The sequence below is a fragment of the Ralstonia sp. 1138 genome, assembly GCF_040544795.1.
Taxonomy (GTDB): domain Bacteria; phylum Pseudomonadota; class Gammaproteobacteria; order Burkholderiales; family Burkholderiaceae; genus Ralstonia; species Ralstonia flatus.
Genome location: NZ_JBEPKQ010000003.1, coordinates 272,481 through 289,056 on the forward strand (window position 1 = coordinate 272,481; position 16,576 = coordinate 289,056).

Consider the following 16,576-nt stretch of genomic DNA (forward strand, 5'->3'; position numbering starts at 1 on the left):
GTCAATTCAAGTGCTTGCTCATGGCGCGCAGCGTCGGCATGCGCTCCTTGAGCTTGGCCGTGTCGGCTGCGTCCGGCCGGGCATCCACGTAGGCTTCCAGATCTTCCAGCGCGGGCCGGAAGCACTCCAGGTTGGCGTAGGCCAACCCCCGGTCGCGCACTTCCTCGATTGAATCGGGCAGCAAAATCACCAGCCGCTGCTGCACCGCCAGCAGGCGCTGCCAGCGCGATTCCTGCAGGTAGATCGCCTTCAGATTGCGCAGCATGCGCGCGATGATCTCGCGGTGCGTGGCCACTTGCAGGAACACCCCGAGCGGCACCGTGTTCGGATCTTCGATGCCTTCCTTTTCCAGGTACGGGTCGAGCATGTCCTGCAACTCTTCCTTCGACAGCGTCTGCCCCGTCAGCGGATCGAGCACCACCTCGCCCGCAGGAATGCTCATGCGCACCAGGAAGTGGTTGGGGAAAGACACGCCCTTGAGCGGCAGGCCGATCTGCTGGCCGATCTCCATCAGCAGCACCGCCAACGAGATCGGAATGCCGCGCCGGCTTTGCAGCACGGCATTCAGATAGGAGTTCTCGGGATCGTAGTAATCGTTTGCATTGGGCCCGAAGCCCAGCTCGCGATAGAAGAACTGATTGAGCAGGCGCAGGCGCTGGATGGCCGGCGTGCCGTCGGCGATGCGGTTTTTGATCCGCGCGACGAGCACGTCAATGGCGGCCAGCTCGGCTTGCAGGTCCAGATCCGGATACGCGTCCTGCGCAATCGACAGGGCGGTTTCTGTGAGGGGGATGCTGTCGTCGTCCGCGACCAGGGCCGAAAAATAATCGAGGACTTTAGTGGTCATCAGATGGCCTTTTTTCGGAACGTGGAGAACTTCAATCCGGTGAGCCACAGTGTACCGAAATAGACCACCGCGCACAGGACCAGGCTTGCCCCGAGCAGCGCGATGCGCACAAGCGGCTTGGCGCCCAGTCCCACCCAATCGAAATTGTGGGCGAGCCACAGCAGCGCCCCGGCCAGCAGCAATACCGCCGCCATCACCTGCGCGATGAACAGCCCCCAGCCCGGCAGCGGATGGTAATAACCGCGCCGGCGCAGGCCGAAGAACAGCAGCGCCGCATTGATAGTCGCGCCAAAGCTGATCGACAGCGCCAGCCCCGCGTGCCCGAAAATCGGCACAAAGACATAGTTGGACAACTGCGTCGCCACCAGCACCACCAGCGCAATCTTCACCGGCGTGCGAATGTCCTGCCGCGCATAGAAGCCCGGCGCCAGGATCTTGATGACGATCAGTCCGATCAGGCCCACGCCGTACGACGTCAGCGCCTGGCGCGTCATCTCGACGTCCATGCCGGTGAATTTGCCGTAGTGGAATAGCGTGGCCGTGAGCGGTGCGCCAAACACGAACAGCCCCACCGCAGACGGCACCGCCAGCAGCACGGTGAGCCGCAGGCCCCAGTCGAGCAGCGATGAGTACTCTTCACGGTTGTTCTCGGCGCTGGCCTTCGACAGGCTGGGCAGCAGGATCGTCCCGAGCGCCACGCCAAGCAGCGCGGTCGGGAATTCCATCAGCCGGTCTGCGTAGTTCAGCCACGAGACGCTGCCCGTGGGCAGGCGCGACGCAATGTTGGTGTTGATGATCAGGCTGATCTGCGCGACGGACACCGATAGCGTTGCCGGCAACATCTGCTTGAGCACGCGCCGCACGCCCGGGTGATGCCACGCCGCCCGCACGTTGAACGACACGCGCGGCAGCATCTCGATCTTGCGCAGCGACGGGATCTGAATGGCGAGCTGCAGGATGCCGCCCACCATCACCGCGTAGGCCTGGGCGTAGATCGGCGTCTCAAGGTGCGGCGCCACAAACACCGCTGCCACGATGAACGACAGGTTCAGCAGCACCGGCGTAAAAGCCGGCACCGCGAACTGCCGCCACGTATTCAGAATGCCCGATGCCAACGCCACCAACGACACCAGCCCGATGTACGGAAACATCACGCGCGTCATGAAGATCGCCGAGATGTACGCCTGGCTCTCGTGCTCCTTGAAGCCGGTAGCGACCGCGGTGACGATCAACGGCGCGCCAATCACGCCCAACGCCGAGATGATCACCAGGAACCACGTCATCACCGTGGCCACGGAGTCGACCAGCGCACGTGTTTCGGCTTCGCCCTGGCGGTTCTTGAATTCCCCCAGGATCGGCACGAACGCTTGCGAGAACGCGCCCTCGGCGGACAGCCGACGCAGCAGGTTGGGAATGCGGAAGGCGACGTTGAAGGCGTCGGTGTAGACCGAGGCACCGAAGGCGCGGGCGATCAGCGTCTCGCGAACGAGCCCCGTGATGCGCGAGAGCATCGTCAGGCCGCTGATCGTGGCGAGGGTTTTGAGGAGATTCAAGATGAATGCGTGGTTGGGCGCCGCCTGGGAGGCAAACACGGCGATGGCGGTCTGACCGACGGCGCCATGCGGGGTTCGCGCCCGGCGTGACGAACGTGACCGGAAGGCACAATTGCGGCCGTATTATAGGGACCGGCCCGCCACGCGCCCAAAAGTGCCGCAAAAGCCGCAAACTGCGGCTATCCGGGCGATTTCACAACAGGGTTTGCGTTGAGGGCCGAAGTCTGCGTATAATTGCCGTCTTTCACCAATTTGCGCGCTTCGGCCTTCCGTGTCTCCCGGGGCGCTTGCTACCGTTTCTTCAGGGATTTTTCCATGGCAAACACCGCACAAGCACGCAAGCGCGCACGCCAAGCCGTCGTTCAAAACGCTCACAACTCGGCTCTGCGCTCGCGTCTGCGTACCGCAATCAAGGGCGTCCGCAAGGCTGTGGCTGCTGGCGACAAGACTGCCGCTGCTGCTGCATTCAAGACCGCCCAAAGCACGATCGACAGCATCGCTGACAAGAAGATCGTCCACAAGAACAAGGCTGCACGCGCCAAGTCGCGTCTGTCCGCTGCCATCAAGGCAATGGCTGCCTAAGTTCGGGTGATGCCGGCCCAGGCCGGCATGGCGCGACACGCAACGTCGCGCTCCGACGATAAAAAAGCCCGTCTTCGGACGGGCTTTTTGCGTTCTGTGCGCCCGCAATGTGCGAGGCGCTGCATCGGACGAACTGGAGAGAATTAGCTTTTCGCGGCAGCGCCGCCTTCCGGCAGGATGCAGGCTTCCACGAGCTGGAGATTGTTGTCGTGCGCGAAGTTCAGCACGAAATCCAGCGCCTTGGGTTCGATGTCGCGCAAGCGCTCGTCGACGAACACGCTGCGGATGCCGCCCGACATGACGGGGCGCACATACGGGGAGTAGGTGAAGCGGGGATCTCCGGAATCGCCGGCAGGGCGGAACTGCGCCATCACACCGCACAGCCGATCGGCCCAGTCGCTCGGGCGGAACGTTTTTCCGTCGCGGGTGACGCCCTGGATAAAGAATTGGCGAGGGTTGGCTGCCATGGACTGCGTGGGGCTGTGGAGATTTGCAAACGACTTCGACCGTGCGGGTGCCGCAACGTTCGAACGGGGTGCACTTGTGGTGCGGATGATGCGCCTGCCTGGTTGCCGATTCGTGAACCGGACAGACCGGTTTGTCGTACCGGTGTGCGGACGGTTGGGGCATCCGAGGCAGCCAGTATTATATCTTATATAAGACTTTCATCGGCCTTTCAGCCAGGCCTTTATGGTAGCGGGCGCGCGTAGGCACGAAACTCGCCAAACCGGTGGCGATCCCGTATGATGGGCTGAATCTTCAACAGGCAAGGCGGCTAGGGCGACGTGCTACGGGATGTTCCCGGTGCGTCTTCTGCGGGCCGCCTTCGTTGTTTTATGAACCCACCAAGCTCGATCAAGCACTACCTGCAGTTCAAGGACTTTTCGCTGGAAGAGTACGAATACCTGCTGGACCGTTCCGCGATCCTCAAGGCCAAGTTCAAGAACTACGAGACGTGGCACCCGCTGCACGACCGCACGCTGGCCATGATCTTCGAGAAGAATTCCACGCGTACGCGCCTGTCGTTCGAAGCTGGCATTCACCAGCTCGGCGGCCACGCGGTCTTCCTCAACACGCGCGATTCCCAGTTGGGACGCGGTGAGCCGATCGAAGACGCAGCGCAGGTCATCTCCCGCATGACCGACATCATCATGATCCGCACGTTCGGGCAGGAGATCATCGAACGCTTTGCCGCGCATTCGCGCGTGCCGGTCATCAACGGGCTGACCAACGAATACCACCCGTGCCAGGTGCTGGCCGACATCTTCACCTTCATCGAGCACCGCGGCCCGATCAAGGGCAAGACCGTCACTTGGGTGGGCGATGCCAACAACATGGCCTACACGTGGATCCAGGCGGCTGAGATCCTCGGTTTCCGCTTCCATTTTTCTGCGCCGAAGGGCTATCAGCTGGATCCGGCCATGGTGGCCGATTCCGCTTTGCCGTTCGTCCATGTGTTCGAAAGCCCGCTCGAGGCCTGCGACGGCGCGCATCTGGTGACCACCGACGTGTGGACCAGCATGGGCTACGAAGCCGAGAACGAAGCGCGCAAGAAGGCCTTTGGCGACTGGATGGTCACCGAGGCGATGATGCAGCGCGCACAACCCGATGCGCTGTTCATGCACTGCCTGCCCGCACACCGCGGCGAGGAAGTCGAAGCGGCCGTCATCGACGGCAAGCAGAGCGTCGTGTGGGACGAGGCGGAAAACCGTCTGCACGTGCAGAAGGCGCTGATGGAATACCTGCTCTGCGGTCGTTATTGAGCGCGCAGCCGCCCCAATCTGCAGGCATAAAAAAGGCCGCTCCGATTGACGTCGGAGCGGCCTTTTTGCCTTGATGCGGCAGGCAGTTACTTCTTGCCGCCGTCGAGTTGGGGCAGCGCGTTGGCGGTGCCCAGCGACAGCAAGCCGGCCTTCGAATAGATGGCCAGCTTGTCGCGCGTGTCCATCAGGTCGAGGTTACGCATGGTCAGTTGGCCGATACGGTCGGCCGGGCTGAACGGCGCGTCTTCCACCTTCTCCATCGACAGACGCTCCGGCGCGTAGGTCAGGTTGGGCGACTCGGTGTTCAGGATCGAGTAGTCGTTGCCGCGGCGCAGCTCCAGCGTGACGGTGCCGGTCACGGCGCGGGCCACCCAGCGCTGGGCGGTTTCGCGCAGCATGATCGCTTGCGGGTCGAACCAGCGGCCCTGGTACAGCAGACGGCCCAGGCGCAGGCCGTTGATGCGGTACTGCTCGATGGTGTCTTCGTTGTGGATGCCGGTCACGAGGCGCTCGTAGGCGATGTGCAGCAGCGCCATCCCCGGGGCTTCGTAGATGCCGCGGCTCTTGGCTTCGATGATGCGGTTCTCGATCTGGTCGCTCATGCCCAGGCCGTGACGGCCGCCGATGCGGTTCAGCTCCAGGAACATCTCCACCGGGTCGGCGATTTCGCGGCCGTTGACGGCGACCGGGCGGCCTTCGTCGAACGTGACCGACACTTCTTCCGCCTTGACCTCGACTTCCGGCTTCCAGAACGCCACGCCCATGATCGGATTGACGATGCGGATGCCGCTGTTCAGGTGCTCCAGATCCTTGGCTTCGTGCGTAGCCCCAAGCATGTTGCTGTCCGTCGAGTAGGCCTTCTCGGCGCTCATCTTGTAGCCGAAACCTTCCTTGGTCATGAACGCCGACATTTCGGCGCGGCCGCCGAGTTCGTCGATGAAGGCCTGGTCCAGCCAGGGCTTGTAGATCTTCAGTGCCGGGTTGGTCAGCAGGCCGTAGCGGTAGAAGCGCTCGATGTCGTTGCCCTTGAAGGTCGAGCCGTCGCCCCAGATGTTGACGTCGTCTTCCTTCATGGCGGCGACCAGCATGGTGCCGGTCACGGCGCGGCCCAGCGGCGTGGTGTTGAAGTACGTAATGCCGCCAGTGCTGATGTGGAACGCGCCGGATTGGATAGCGGCAATGCCTTCATTGGCCAGTTGCGGGCGGCAGTCGATCAGGCGGGCCTTCTCTGCACCGTACTCCATGGCCTTGCGCGGGATGGCATCGTAGTCTTCCTCGTCGGGCTGGCCGAGATTGGCGGTGTAGGCATAGGGCAGCGCGCCCTTGTTCTTCATCCAGCGCAGCGCAGCGCTGGTATCGAGACCGCCCGAGAAGGCAATGCCGACCTTCTGGCCGACGGGAACGTGTTGCAGGATGGTTTCCATGGTGTGTCTCTTCAGTCTTTCAGTTCTGTGAACCTGTTCAGAATCCGTAGCGAGCGGTTCGAGGTTGGCCTGAGAAGCGCAGCCGTACACGGGTACGGCGAGCATCACAAGGTCAAGATCGAGCCGCGCAGTAGGATCCTGGGCAGGTTCAGGCGTAGTGGCAGATGTAGTGGTAGGCCTCGGTCACCCGAATGTCGAACTTCGAGTTGGCCGGAACCTGGAAGCTTTCGCCTGCGCCGGACGTCTTCCATTCATCGGTGCCGTCGAGCTTGTATTCGCACGAACCGCCCACGCATTCCATGATCTCGGCCGCGGCCGTGCCGAAGGTCAGCGTGGCCGGCAGCACCACGCCCACGGACTTCTTGGTGCCGTCGGGCAGGGTAAAGCTGTGGCTGACGCACTTTCCGTCAAAGTACACATTGGCCTTGGTGGTCAGGCGGACGCCGTCAAAGGTTTCGGTGGTCATGAAATGGAACGCAAAAAGGGAGGTCGTGGGGTCAAACCAGCCATTTTAGGCCATTGGATCGACCGCGGGTACGTCTGGCAGGGGCTGCGCGAATCCAGACACGCTGCATGTGGCGCAAGATGCCCCGCGCGCCCCTCCGGCCGCCTGTCTACACCACGACGGGCTCAGGTTCGATGCGCACGCCAAAGCGTGCATGAACCGCGTCCTGGATTTCGCGCGCCAGCGTCATCAACTGGACCGCGCTGCCGCCGCCACGGTGCACCAGCACCAGCGCCTGTTTTTCGTATACACCCACCGCGCCGCTCTGCCGGCCCTTGAAGCCGCACTGATCGATCAACCAGCCGGCGGCGAGCTTGTACGTGCCGTCGGGTTGCACATATCCGACCAGATTCGGGAAACGCTCGGCGAGGGCATCGCGCGTGGCGGCATCGACGATGGGGTTCTTGAAGAAGCTGCCGGCGTTGCCGATCTCGGCCGGGTCGGGCAGCTTGCGGCGGCGGATGGCGACCACCGCATCGAAGATGTCCTGCGCCGTTGGGCTGGCGATGTGTTGCGCGGACAGCTCGCGCGCGAGTTCGGCGTAATGCGTGTCGGGCTGCCAATCGGCCGGCAGGGCGAAGGTGACCTCGGTGATGACGTAGCGATCGGCGCCGGCACGCTTGAAGAGGCTGTCGCGATAGCCGAAGGCGCAATCGGTGGCGGTGAGGGTGACGAATTCGCCGGCGTGGCGGTCGTAGGCGCGCAGCAAGTGGAACCGGTCCTTGATCTCGACGCCGTATGCGCCAATGTTCTGGATGGGCGCGGCGCCCACCGTGCCCGGAATCAGCGCGAGGTTTTCCAGCCCAGGCAAGCCATGCGCCACCGTGTGGGCGACCAAGCCATGCCACGATTCGCCGGCGCCTGCGGTGACGGTGTGGACTGCGCGGCCATCGACCATGCTTCGACCGGTGGCGATGCCCGGAATCTCCATCAGCAACACCAGGCCTTCGAAATCGCGTGTGAGCACGACATTGCTGCCACCGCCCAGCACCAGCACCGGCAAGCCCTGCACGCGCGCGTCGGCCAGCGCGGCGGGAATGTCGTCCGGCGTGCGAACGTGGGCGGCATAGCGCGCAGTGGACTCGAAACGGAACGTGTTGTGCTGGCCTAGGGGATAATGCGTGTCGAGCAACGCCATGGCGCCAAATCTGCTGGGAAAGCCGGGATTATAGAAGCCATGGCGCACGCGGCCCCCGCACAGAGACGCCGCAGCAACCCGATTCAAGTCTGCAAGGAGAACACGATGCCGTCGTTTGACGTGGTATGCGAAGCCAACATGGTGGAAGTGAAGAACGCCGTGGAACAGGCCAACAAAGAAATTTCGACGCGATTCGACTTCAAGGGCTCCGACTCCCGCGTCGAGCACAAGGAGCAGGAACTCACGCTGTTTGCCGACGACGATTTCAAGATCGGTCAGGTCAACGACGTGCTGATGAACAAGCTTGCCAAGCGCAACGTCGACGTGCGCTTCCTGGACTACCAGGACAAGCAAAAGATCGGCGGCGACAAGATGAAGCAGGTCGTCAAGATCAAGAAGGGCGTCTCGGGCGACCTGGCCAAGAAGATCGTCAAGACGATCAAGGACAGCAAGATCAAGGTGCAGGCGAGCATCCAGGGCGATGCGGTGCGCGTGACCGGCGCCAAGCGCGATGACCTGCAAAGCGTGATCGCCATGCTGCGCAAGGACGTGAGCGATACGCCGCTGGATTTCAACAACTTCCGCGACTGAATCCGCACGCTTCTAGGCAAAACGCCCCGCACGAGCGGGGCGTTTGCATTGGTGGTGACGCACTTTATTGCGACAGCTTGGTCACCTTCAGTGCCGGATCGGCGGCGATGGCGGCTTCCGAGAACGGCAACCGGTTCCAGCGCTTGGCCGAAAACTCGCGCATCTGGTCGAACGCATGCGGCGAGGCCGGGTCGGTCGATTCACCGTAGGTCAGAAGCGCATCCGCCACCGGGCCCTGATCGTCGAACGTCACGGTCTGGATATAGCTCGTGCCGAAATACACCTGCAAGCCCCTGGGCCCGATCGGCGTGCTTTGCAGCTTGTTCAGCACGCCTTCGTACTCCTCGCCGCCGTGCAGGGCGATGTCGCCGCCCGGTGCGTGTGCCGCCTGAACCGTACCCAGCGGTGCGTCGAGCGCAAAGCCGGCGGTGCGGACGGCGCCCACGGCGTCCTTCAACGCTTTGAACACGGCCGCGCGTACGGTGGGGTCGCTCATGCGCAGGCTGCGCGGCGTGTAGACAGGATCCGCCGGGTTGAAGTCGACCGCGTAGACATTGGGGATGTCCTTGGCGCGCATCCAGAACTCGCGGAACACATGCGCGGCGCGCGCGTCGACGTTGTCTGTGAGGTTCCATTGCGCCAGGGCAGCGCAACCGTCGCGCACGTCGGTGTCAAGGTTTGCCGTGGCTTTGCAGGCGGCCAGCAGATCGTCGCGCACGAGGTGGCCGGCGAGGTTGGCATTGCGGAAGATCATCGCCTGCAGGTTCGGCAGGTTCACCTTGTTACCCGGCAGCCCATCTGTCCCGGCGAGGCGACGCTCGATTTCGATGATGCCGATGCGGGTGCGCAGGCGTTGCGGCACGTCGGTCGAGCCCATCACCGGCGAGAAGCCCGTGAGCTTCTGCGCCGGGTTGGTCAGCCACGAGCTGTCGTTGCTGTTGGCGACGTAGTCATCACGCTCCAGCACGGGCATGCGCGCGGGCGCCACCAGGCCCGGCACCGGCGATGCGGGGTCGACCTGCCAGTTGCACGCGCTGCGTGAACCGTCGAGCAGCACGAGGCCCACGCCCTTGAAGAGCTTGTCTGCGAGCGGCGACGGCGCGCAGCGCTTGAGCGCTTCGGTCGACACGTCCGGCGTGGTCGACACATCGGCAAACAGCGCACGGCCGTTGCGGTCTGTGGCGATCGTGTTCACCCAGGGAATGCCGAGATTGCCGATGGCCTGCCGGATACCCGCCACATCCTTGGCCTGCGCGATATGCAGCCACGTATCGACGGAGCGCGTGTTGTTGCGATTGACGTCGCGCAGCGAGTAGGCCTTCTGCGAGGTCCACGGCATGCCACCGGCGGGCATCGACAGCACCGGCCCGTACACCGTGTTGTAGAAGGTGTGCGTGCGGCGCTCGATGCGACCGTCCGGCAGCTTCACGTCAAAGGCCACGGTGCGCGTGGTCATCTTGTGGGGCTTGCCGTCGATGAGGTAGGTGGTCGGGTCGCCTTCGGCCAGCTTCAGCTCGAACAGCGTAAAGCGGCGGCCGGTGGAGACGGTATGCGTCCACGCCACGTCTTTGTTGAAGCCGATGCTGACGACAGGGAAGGCGGCGATCGAGGCGCCCATCACGTCCAGCTTGCCCGGCACGGTCAGGTGGACCTGGTAGAAGCGGTTGGTGGTCGTCCACGGGAAGTGTGGATTGCCGAGCAGCACGCCGCGGCCCGTATCCGTGGCGGTCTTGCCGAAGGCCCAGCCGTTGGAGCCGATCGGCATGTCGCGCAGCTGCAGATCGCGGTCGAGCGCGGCGGTGTCGACGGCATGCGGTGGAATGACTATCGATGCCGGTGCGCCCCCCGGCGGCTGCGCTGCGACGATGCTTTGCAGCATGGCGCCCGCGCTCGCCTGAATGGCTTTCTCTTCGCCCATCAGCATCATGTCGGCCACCGTGAGCGGGCGCACCCAGTCGGCATTGCGGCAGGCGGCCGGGCGGTTGGCGGGGGGCGTGTCTTTCAGATAGCGGTTGTAGCCGGCGATGTAGCCGCGCAGCAGTTCACGCGCTTCGGGCGACATCTGTGCATAGCCGGCGCGCAGGCCAGCCTCGTCGAATGCGCCCTTGAAGAAGGCGTCGGCTTGGGTGTTCGGCACCGGCTTGAACGACACCACGACCGTGCCGTCCGGCCCGAATGTCTTCGAACGTTCGCCGTTGACAGTGACGACCTGGTCGGCCAGCAGGCAGACGTTGTCCTGCGCATAGGCGTAGGCCATGCCGAAGCCGAGGCTCGCGTAGTCGTGGGCGCGGACGTGCGGAATGCCGAAGCGGGTGCGGCTGATGTCAGCCGAGAGGCCGGTGTCCGAAGGCGTGGCCCAGCCGCTGCCTGTGCTTGCGCAGCCGGCCAGCGCCGCAAGCGCGGCCGTGGCAAGCGCGCCGCGCGCGAATCCTTGCATGAATCGCTGCATCGTGCGTTGTCTCCTGATGTCGATGTTGTTATGGGCGGTTGCGTCTGTGCGCAGCCACCGCGGCATCGTCAATCGGGCGGGTCTGATTCGAAAGAGGTATTCCCGCCAGAATTCGGGGCAATATCGCCACGCGTATTGCCGCCCGGACCTATACTGCGGCATGCCGAAAATCGACTTGCTGACCTTTCCTGACGCCGGTTTCTCTATGCTGGCCACGGCTTCCGACACGCTCGGCGTGGCCAATGCGCTGGCTTCCATGCAGGCCGGCAAGCGGGCCAATGTCGCCAAGGCGCCGGTGTTCGGCTGGCGGCTCATCGCGCGGGACCCGGCGCGTTGGCAGGCGGCTGCAGAAACGCTCGCTTGCCGTTGCGACGCACTGCCGCAAGACGACACGCAGCTGGGCGACGCGTTGATCGTCCCGCCGCTGCATTTCGATCACATCGGCACGCTGGAGCAGCGTCTGGCCCTGCTGGACGCGGAGCGCGCCACGATCCGCCGTTATTTGCATGCAGGGCGGCTCGTGGCGTCGCCGTTCACGGGTGTGGCGATGCTGGCCGACGTGCTGCCGCCCGGACAGCGCCTGACCGTCACGTGGCTGATTGCAGGGTGGGTACAGGGCAATTTCCCTAGCCTGAAGGTGGTGCCGGCACAGGCGATTGTCACCAGTGGCAACGTCATCACCGCACGGGCGATGGAGCATGGCGTGGCGCTCACGCACCGGTTGGTCGCGCGATTGGCGGATGCACGGCTTGCGCGCACGCTGGGCAATACGGCGCTCGATCACCCCTCGCGCGGCGAGGCCATCGGCATCTGGCTGCGCAGCAAACCGGCCATCCGCGACAGCGTTGTGCTGCGCGCGCGGCGCTACCTGCAGCAGCATCTGCACGAACCGTTTGATCTGGAAGCACTCGCGGCCGCGGCGTCAACCAGCGAGCGGACGCTGCTGCGGCATTTCGCGAAAACAGTGGGGATGTCGCCGTTGCAATTGCTGCACCGGTTGCGCGTGGAGCGCGCCTGTCACCTGCTCGAAGTCAGCACGCTGAGCCTGACGGCGATTGCCGAACAGTGCGGCTATCAGGACATGTCCGCCTTCCGGCGATTGATCCGGCGGCACACGGGGCGGCCGCCGGGAGAACATCGACGCGCGCATTCGGTGCGCGCCGAGCTGCGGAATTAGGCCGCTTTTTTCTTCTCGCCGATGCGGCTTTCCTTGCCGGCGAGCAGCTTGGCGATATTGGCGCGGTGGCGCGCGATGAGCAGCACCGCCATCAGCGCAACCGCCCCGGCAATCCAGTCGAAGCCGTTCATCAGCACGTAGAAGAACGGCGCGAACACCGCCGACACCAGCGCCGCCAACGACGAATACCGGAAGAACACGGCGATGATGAGCCACGTGGCCAGCGTGGCCAGCCCGAGCCACACGTTCAGCGCGAGCAGAATGCCTGCCGCCGTGGCCACGCCCTTACCGCCCTCAAAGCGGTGGAATACCGGAAACAGGTGGCCCAGGAACACAGCGATCACCACCAGGGCGATGCCGGTTTCGTCCACGCCAAAGCGCGCGGCCAGCCATTGCGCCAGCCACACCGCGAGCCAGCCCTTGGCTGCATCGCCGAGCAACGTCAGGATGGCCGCCTTCTTGTTGCCCGAGCGCAGCACATTGGTGGCGCCGGGGTTGCCCGAGCCGTAGGTGCGCGGGTCTGCCAGGCCCATTGCACGGCTCACCACCACGGCAAACGAGATCGAGCCGATCAGGTAGGCGGCCACGGCAAAAATGACGGTTGCGACGACTGGGGACATAGGAAATCGGTGAAATCAGGCTGCGGGATTGTAGCGCGCCGCGTAGGGTGCCCCAGCCGCCGCGTTCGTTTCAATCGGGGTTTGCACAGTTGACGGGCTGCGCATTCAGCACGGTGGTCAGCACGCTGGGCGCGAGGCTGACGAGAAAGCCGCGCCGCCCGCCATTGATGTAGATGCGCTCCAGCTCCAGCACGCTTGCCTCCACATACACCGGCATCGCCTTGCGCACGCCAAACGGCGACGTGCCGCCGACCAGGTAGCCGCTGTGCCGTTGCGCCACCTCGGGCTTGCATGGCTGCACGGTCTTGCGGCCGGTCTGGCGCGCGAGGTTCTTGGTGGAGACGGAGCAATCCCCGTGCATCAGCACGATCAGCGGCTTGGCATGCTCGTCTTCCATCACCAGCGTCTTGACGACGTGATGTTCATCGACGCCAAGCTGGCGCGACGACTCGGTCGTGCCGCCCTTGTCGACATAGTCGTAGGTGTGTTCGGTAAAAGCGACGCCGTGCGCCTTGAGGAACTGCGTGGCGGGCGTCTCGGAAACGTGCTTGGACTTGCTCATACGGGGCAGGGGAACGATCGCTATCCGCGCGGATGGTGCTGCGCATGCAGCGTACGCAGCCGCTCGCGCGCGACGTGGGTGTAGATCTGCGTGGTGGAAATATCTGCGTGGCCGAGCAGCATCTGCACGACGCGCAAGTCTGCGCCGTGGTTGAGCAGGTGCGTGGCAAACGCGTGCCGCAACGTGTGCGGCGACAGCGGCGCGTGAATGTCGGCCAGCAGCGCATAGCGCTTGATGAGATACCAGAACGCCTGGCGCGTCATGCCTTCGCCGCGCGCGGTGACGAAGAGCGCGTCAGCGGTGCGCTCGCCGAGCAGCGCCGTGCGGCCATCGCGCAGATAACGCCGCAGCCAGTCGCCCGCTTCCGCGCCGAACGGCACGAGGCGGTCCTTGCCGCCCTTGCCGCCGACCACGCGCACCACGCCTTCATTCAGGCCGACTTCCACCGTTTTCAGCGCGACGATTTCCGACACGCGCAGCCCGCTCGCATACATCAGTTCGATCATCGCGCGGTCGCGCAGGCCGAGCGGCGTGTCGACATCGGGCGCGTTGATGAGCGCCTCGACTTGCGTTTCGGACAGCGTCTTCGGAAAGCGCGGCGGCTGCTTGGCGGTCGGCAGCAGGCGCGACGGATCGGTGCTCACCACATGCTCGCGCAACGCCCATTGAAAGAAACGCTTGAACACCGTACGGCGCCGGTTGGCGGACGATGCGCGGCTCTCGGCGTGGCGTGCGGCGAAGTAGTCGGCCAGGTCACCGTCTTCGGTTTCGGCGATGGATTTGCTGCGCTCGGCGAGCCACTGCGCGTAGAGGGTCAGGTCGCGCCGGTACGCATCGAGCGTATTGCGGGCGAGGCCGTCCTCGAGCCACAGGGCGTCGCAAAAACGCTGGATCGCGTCTGCGCTTTGCGGCGGCAGAGACGGTGCTTCGGCGTCTTTCCGTGCGGCCTTTCTCATATCAGCATCACGCCTTCGTGGCGCAGCAGCCAGTGCTTGATGTTCAACAGATAGCCATCCGTGTGATGCGAAAACCCGCCGATGCCGGATGCACTCACCACCCGGTGGCACGGGATGAGAATCGGGAACCAGTTGTCGCCGCAGGCCTGCCCCACCGCGCGTGGCACGCTGCCGACCTGTTGCGCGATGGTGCCGTAGGTGATGACGCTGCCGCATGGGATGGCGCTGATGGCCTGCCATACGCGGTGCTGGAAATCCGTGCCGGCGCGTGCGAGCGGGATGTCGAATGTCGCGCGAGGGTCGCTGTAGTACGCGTCGAGCTGCCGGGCGAGTCTTGCGATCAACGCGTCGGATGAATCGACGCGGGGCGTGCCTTCCGGCAGATAGACGAGTTCACGAAGCGCGCCGTCGGCCACGCGCACGCCCAGCTTGCCGAAGGGCGCTTCGAGAACGGCGTCGAAAGGGGATGGCATGACAGGGGCCGGCGCTGGAAAACAATCCTGCGAATCTAGCACAGGCCCCACGTGAGGCAGGGTTACTGATCCAGCTTGATGTTCTGCTGCTTGACCAGGGTGCGCATCTTGTCGAATTCGCGTTTGATCTCGGCCGCGTATTGCTGCGGCGTATTGCCCACAGGCTCAGCGCCGGCACCACGGAACCGGTCCACCAGGCCCGGGTCTTTCAGCGCCTTCACGGCGGCTTCGTTGAGCTTGCGGATGATGTCGTCGGACGTGCCCGCCGGCGCGACCAGGCCATACCACGCCGGGTCATTCGCATCCTTCAGGCCGACTTCGGCAAAGGTCGGCACATCGGGCAGGCTATCGATGCGTTTGTTCCACGCCACCACGATCGGCCGCAGCTTGCCGCCCTTGATGAACTGAATGGACGACGGCAGGTTGTCGACCATGATCGGCACCTGGTTGGCCAGCACGTCGTTCAGCGCAGGCCCCGCGCCGCGATACGGCACATGGACCATCTGCGTCTTGGTCAGCACCTTGAACTCTTCGCCGAGCATGTGCCCGATGCCGCAGGTGCCGGATGTCGCAAACGAATATTTGCCAGGATTGGCCGTCAGCACCGCAACAAATTCCTTGTAGTTCTTGGCCGGAAAGGTCGGGTTGACTGCAATCACGTTGGCCACCGTGGCCAGGTTGGTGATCGGCTTGAAATCCTTGAGCGGGTCGTACGAAAGCTTCGGGTTGCACGCCGGGTTGACGGCATGCGTGGAGACGGTGGCGATGCCGATCGTGTAGCCGTCCGGCGCCGCCTTGGCGATGGCGTCTGCGCCGATCGATCCACCGCCGCCGCCCTTGTTTTCCACCACCACGGCCTGGCCCAGCACCTTGGAAAGCTGGTCGGCCACGCCGCGCCCCACGATGTCTGTGGTGCCGCCGGGCGGAAACGGAATGATCAGCTTGAGCGGCTTGGCGGGGTAGGTGTCGGCCAGCGCGGGCCCGCACAACGCCATTCCTGCGGCGCCGATCAGGCTGGCGATCAGTCGTCCCTTGGTCATCGTCTCCTCCTTGTAGCTTGGTGTGCGTTCTGCGTTCTTGTGGGGAAACTGCTGAATAGCACAACGGCAAACGCCAGCCACACGGCAACCGGGGAAACCCTGAAAAGCCAATCGTCAGCTTGTCAGCTTCCGAGCAGCCCGTTTTTCAGATCGCGGTCGACCGGGCTGTTGCCGATGAAGATGCTGAGCACGGCCTGGTAGAAGTCTTCGCCGGGGATGGCCTTGGTGCGTGCCACGCCGTTGATGCTGATGGTGGTGCCGGCATCGGGGGCGTAGTCGAAGTTGATGGTGTCGCCGCGCTTGGTGGAGCCGATCTGGCGCATTGCGTCTTCCAGCTGGGTCAGGCGGTCGGCCAGCTTCTGCACTTGAATTTCGGTCTGGTTGCGGTGGATGCCGTCGTTCAGCGCGTGGATGAACGTGTCGGCACCGACGTCGCGCAGCGGATGGATCTGCAGCCGCTTCGGCCCCTTCATGCCGAGGACGACTGCCGCGTTCTTGGCGCGCTCCGGCAGGTACAGGCCCGCCACATAGCCCTTGATGACGAACACCGAACGCAGGCCCGTGCCGTTGAGCAGCAGTTCGCGGCCGGCCACACGTGCGGCGTCGTCGAAGGGCACACCCTCGACGTTCACCGCTGCCCATGCCGTGCTCATACACGCAGCGCAGAACATCGCGCCCAGGACGCCACCGCGCCACGCGCGTGCCATCCGGGAGGAGCGGGCACGGATACCAGCCTGCAATGCGCGACGGAGATCAACAAGAGCGGAAAACATCGAAGTGGACGGTTTAGGATTAAGCCGCCATTTTCCCGATATTTTATTTACAAACAATTAGTGTCTGCCCTGATGCGCAAGCGTTTGCGTACTAGGCGGTATAAGGCCCTGCTGGCGGCAGCA

The 16,576-nt window shown here is 64.1% G+C and carries 17 protein-coding genes; 4 read left to right on the forward strand and 13 right to left on the reverse strand.

The genetic code is table 11. From position 1 onward, the window contains the following. Position 1: 1 nt before the first annotated feature. Both ABIC76_RS14115 and murJ read right to left on the reverse strand, forming a co-directional pair. Entirely contained in the window at positions 2-847 is an 846-nt protein-coding gene (locus ABIC76_RS14115) for a SirB1 family protein (protein ID WP_027680649.1), read from the reverse strand. After that, positions 847-2,400, reverse strand: a complete 1,554-nt coding sequence (murJ, locus tag ABIC76_RS14120; RefSeq protein WP_354534359.1) for a murein biosynthesis integral membrane protein MurJ — start codon at positions 2,398-2,400, stop codon at positions 847-849. Before murJ ends, ABIC76_RS14115 begins: the two co-directional genes overlap by 1 nt. A gap of 315 nt (positions 2,401-2,715) precedes the next feature. Here murJ and rpsT point away from each other — a divergent pair, with 315 nt between their 5' ends. Then, a complete protein-coding gene (gene rpsT / locus ABIC76_RS14125) occupies positions 2,716-2,982 on the forward strand; it encodes a 30S ribosomal protein S20 (protein WP_004631753.1) in 267 nt (88 codons plus the stop codon). A gap of 143 nt (positions 2,983-3,125) precedes the next feature. On the opposite strand, the gene ABIC76_RS14130 is transcribed toward rpsT, so the two are convergent. Further along, on the reverse strand, positions 3,126-3,449 hold the full coding sequence (locus ABIC76_RS14130) for a DUF3579 domain-containing protein (protein WP_354534360.1): 324 nt from the start codon (positions 3,447-3,449) through the stop codon (positions 3,126-3,128). A 369-nt stretch (positions 3,450-3,818) separates the two neighbouring features. Here ABIC76_RS14130 and argF point away from each other — a divergent pair, with 369 nt between their 5' ends. Then, positions 3,819-4,745 carry an ornithine carbamoyltransferase gene (gene argF / locus ABIC76_RS14135; RefSeq protein WP_027680652.1) on the forward strand — a complete coding sequence of 309 codons (927 nt, stop codon included), beginning with the start codon at positions 3,819-3,821 and terminating at the stop codon, positions 4,743-4,745. Between the two features lie 86 nt (positions 4,746-4,831). Here the strand turns inward: argF and argG are convergent, their stop codons facing one another. The 3 genes from argG to murB form a co-directional block, all read right to left on the reverse strand. After that, positions 4,832-6,169: an argininosuccinate synthase gene (gene argG / locus ABIC76_RS14140; protein WP_012762767.1), complete on the reverse strand. Its 1,338-nt coding sequence runs from the start codon at positions 6,167-6,169 to the stop codon at positions 4,832-4,834. A gap of 148 nt (positions 6,170-6,317) precedes the next feature. Next, the gene (gene ppnP / locus ABIC76_RS14145) at positions 6,318-6,635 is read right to left on the reverse strand and encodes a pyrimidine/purine nucleoside phosphorylase (RefSeq protein ID WP_027680653.1); all 318 of its coding nucleotides are present in this window, start codon (positions 6,633-6,635) and stop codon (positions 6,318-6,320) included. A 148-nt stretch (positions 6,636-6,783) separates the two neighbouring features. After that, positions 6,784-7,812, reverse strand: a complete 1,029-nt coding sequence (gene murB, locus ABIC76_RS14150) for a UDP-N-acetylmuramate dehydrogenase (RefSeq protein ID WP_354534361.1) — start codon at positions 7,810-7,812, stop codon at positions 6,784-6,786. A 105-nt stretch (positions 7,813-7,917) separates the two neighbouring features. Between murB and ABIC76_RS14155 the strand changes: the two genes are divergently transcribed. Continuing rightward, entirely contained in the window at positions 7,918-8,403 is a 486-nt protein-coding gene (locus ABIC76_RS14155; RefSeq protein WP_009241389.1) for a YajQ family cyclic di-GMP-binding protein, read from the forward strand. Between the two features lie 64 nt (positions 8,404-8,467). On the opposite strand, the gene ABIC76_RS14160 is transcribed toward ABIC76_RS14155, so the two are convergent. Beyond that, positions 8,468-10,852 (reverse strand): acylase, encoded by a 2,385-nt coding sequence (locus ABIC76_RS14160; protein ID WP_354534362.1) that lies wholly within the window; start codon positions 10,850-10,852, stop codon positions 8,468-8,470. Positions 10,853-11,012: 160 nt separating this feature from the next. Between ABIC76_RS14160 and ABIC76_RS14165 the strand changes: the two genes are divergently transcribed. Next, positions 11,013-12,029 carry a GlxA family transcriptional regulator gene (locus ABIC76_RS14165; RefSeq protein WP_332395077.1) on the forward strand — a complete coding sequence of 339 codons (1,017 nt, stop codon included), beginning with the start codon at positions 11,013-11,015 and terminating at the stop codon, positions 12,027-12,029. Here ABIC76_RS14165 and plsY read toward each other — a convergent pair. The 6 genes from plsY to ABIC76_RS14195 form a co-directional block, all read right to left on the reverse strand. Then, the gene (gene plsY / locus ABIC76_RS14170) at positions 12,026-12,649 is read right to left on the reverse strand and encodes a glycerol-3-phosphate 1-O-acyltransferase PlsY (protein ID WP_045787584.1); all 624 of its coding nucleotides are present in this window, start codon (positions 12,647-12,649) and stop codon (positions 12,026-12,028) included. The genes ABIC76_RS14165 and plsY overlap by 4 nt on opposite strands. 70 nt (positions 12,650-12,719) lie before the next feature. Then, positions 12,720-13,211 (reverse strand): Cys-tRNA(Pro) deacylase, encoded by a 492-nt coding sequence (gene ybaK / locus ABIC76_RS14175; RefSeq protein ID WP_332395078.1) that lies wholly within the window; start codon positions 13,209-13,211, stop codon positions 12,720-12,722. Positions 13,212-13,231: 20 nt separating this feature from the next. Next, complete coding sequence (xerD, locus tag ABIC76_RS14180; RefSeq protein WP_102066710.1) at positions 13,232-14,167, reverse strand: site-specific tyrosine recombinase XerD; 936 nt, start codon at positions 14,165-14,167, stop codon at positions 13,232-13,234. Continuing rightward, entirely contained in the window at positions 14,164-14,640 is a 477-nt protein-coding gene (locus ABIC76_RS14185; RefSeq protein WP_147213388.1) for a methylated-DNA--[protein]-cysteine S-methyltransferase, read from the reverse strand. The genes xerD and ABIC76_RS14185 overlap by 4 nt, the downstream gene beginning before the upstream one ends. 62 nt (positions 14,641-14,702) lie before the next feature. Continuing rightward, the gene (locus tag ABIC76_RS14190) at positions 14,703-15,680 is read right to left on the reverse strand and encodes a tripartite tricarboxylate transporter substrate binding protein BugE (protein ID WP_102066708.1); all 978 of its coding nucleotides are present in this window, start codon (positions 15,678-15,680) and stop codon (positions 14,703-14,705) included. Positions 15,681-15,802: 122 nt separating this feature from the next. Beyond that, a complete protein-coding gene (locus ABIC76_RS14195) occupies positions 15,803-16,453 on the reverse strand; it encodes a chalcone isomerase family protein (RefSeq protein WP_354534363.1) in 651 nt (216 codons plus the stop codon). Positions 16,454-16,576: the final 123 nt, after the last annotated feature.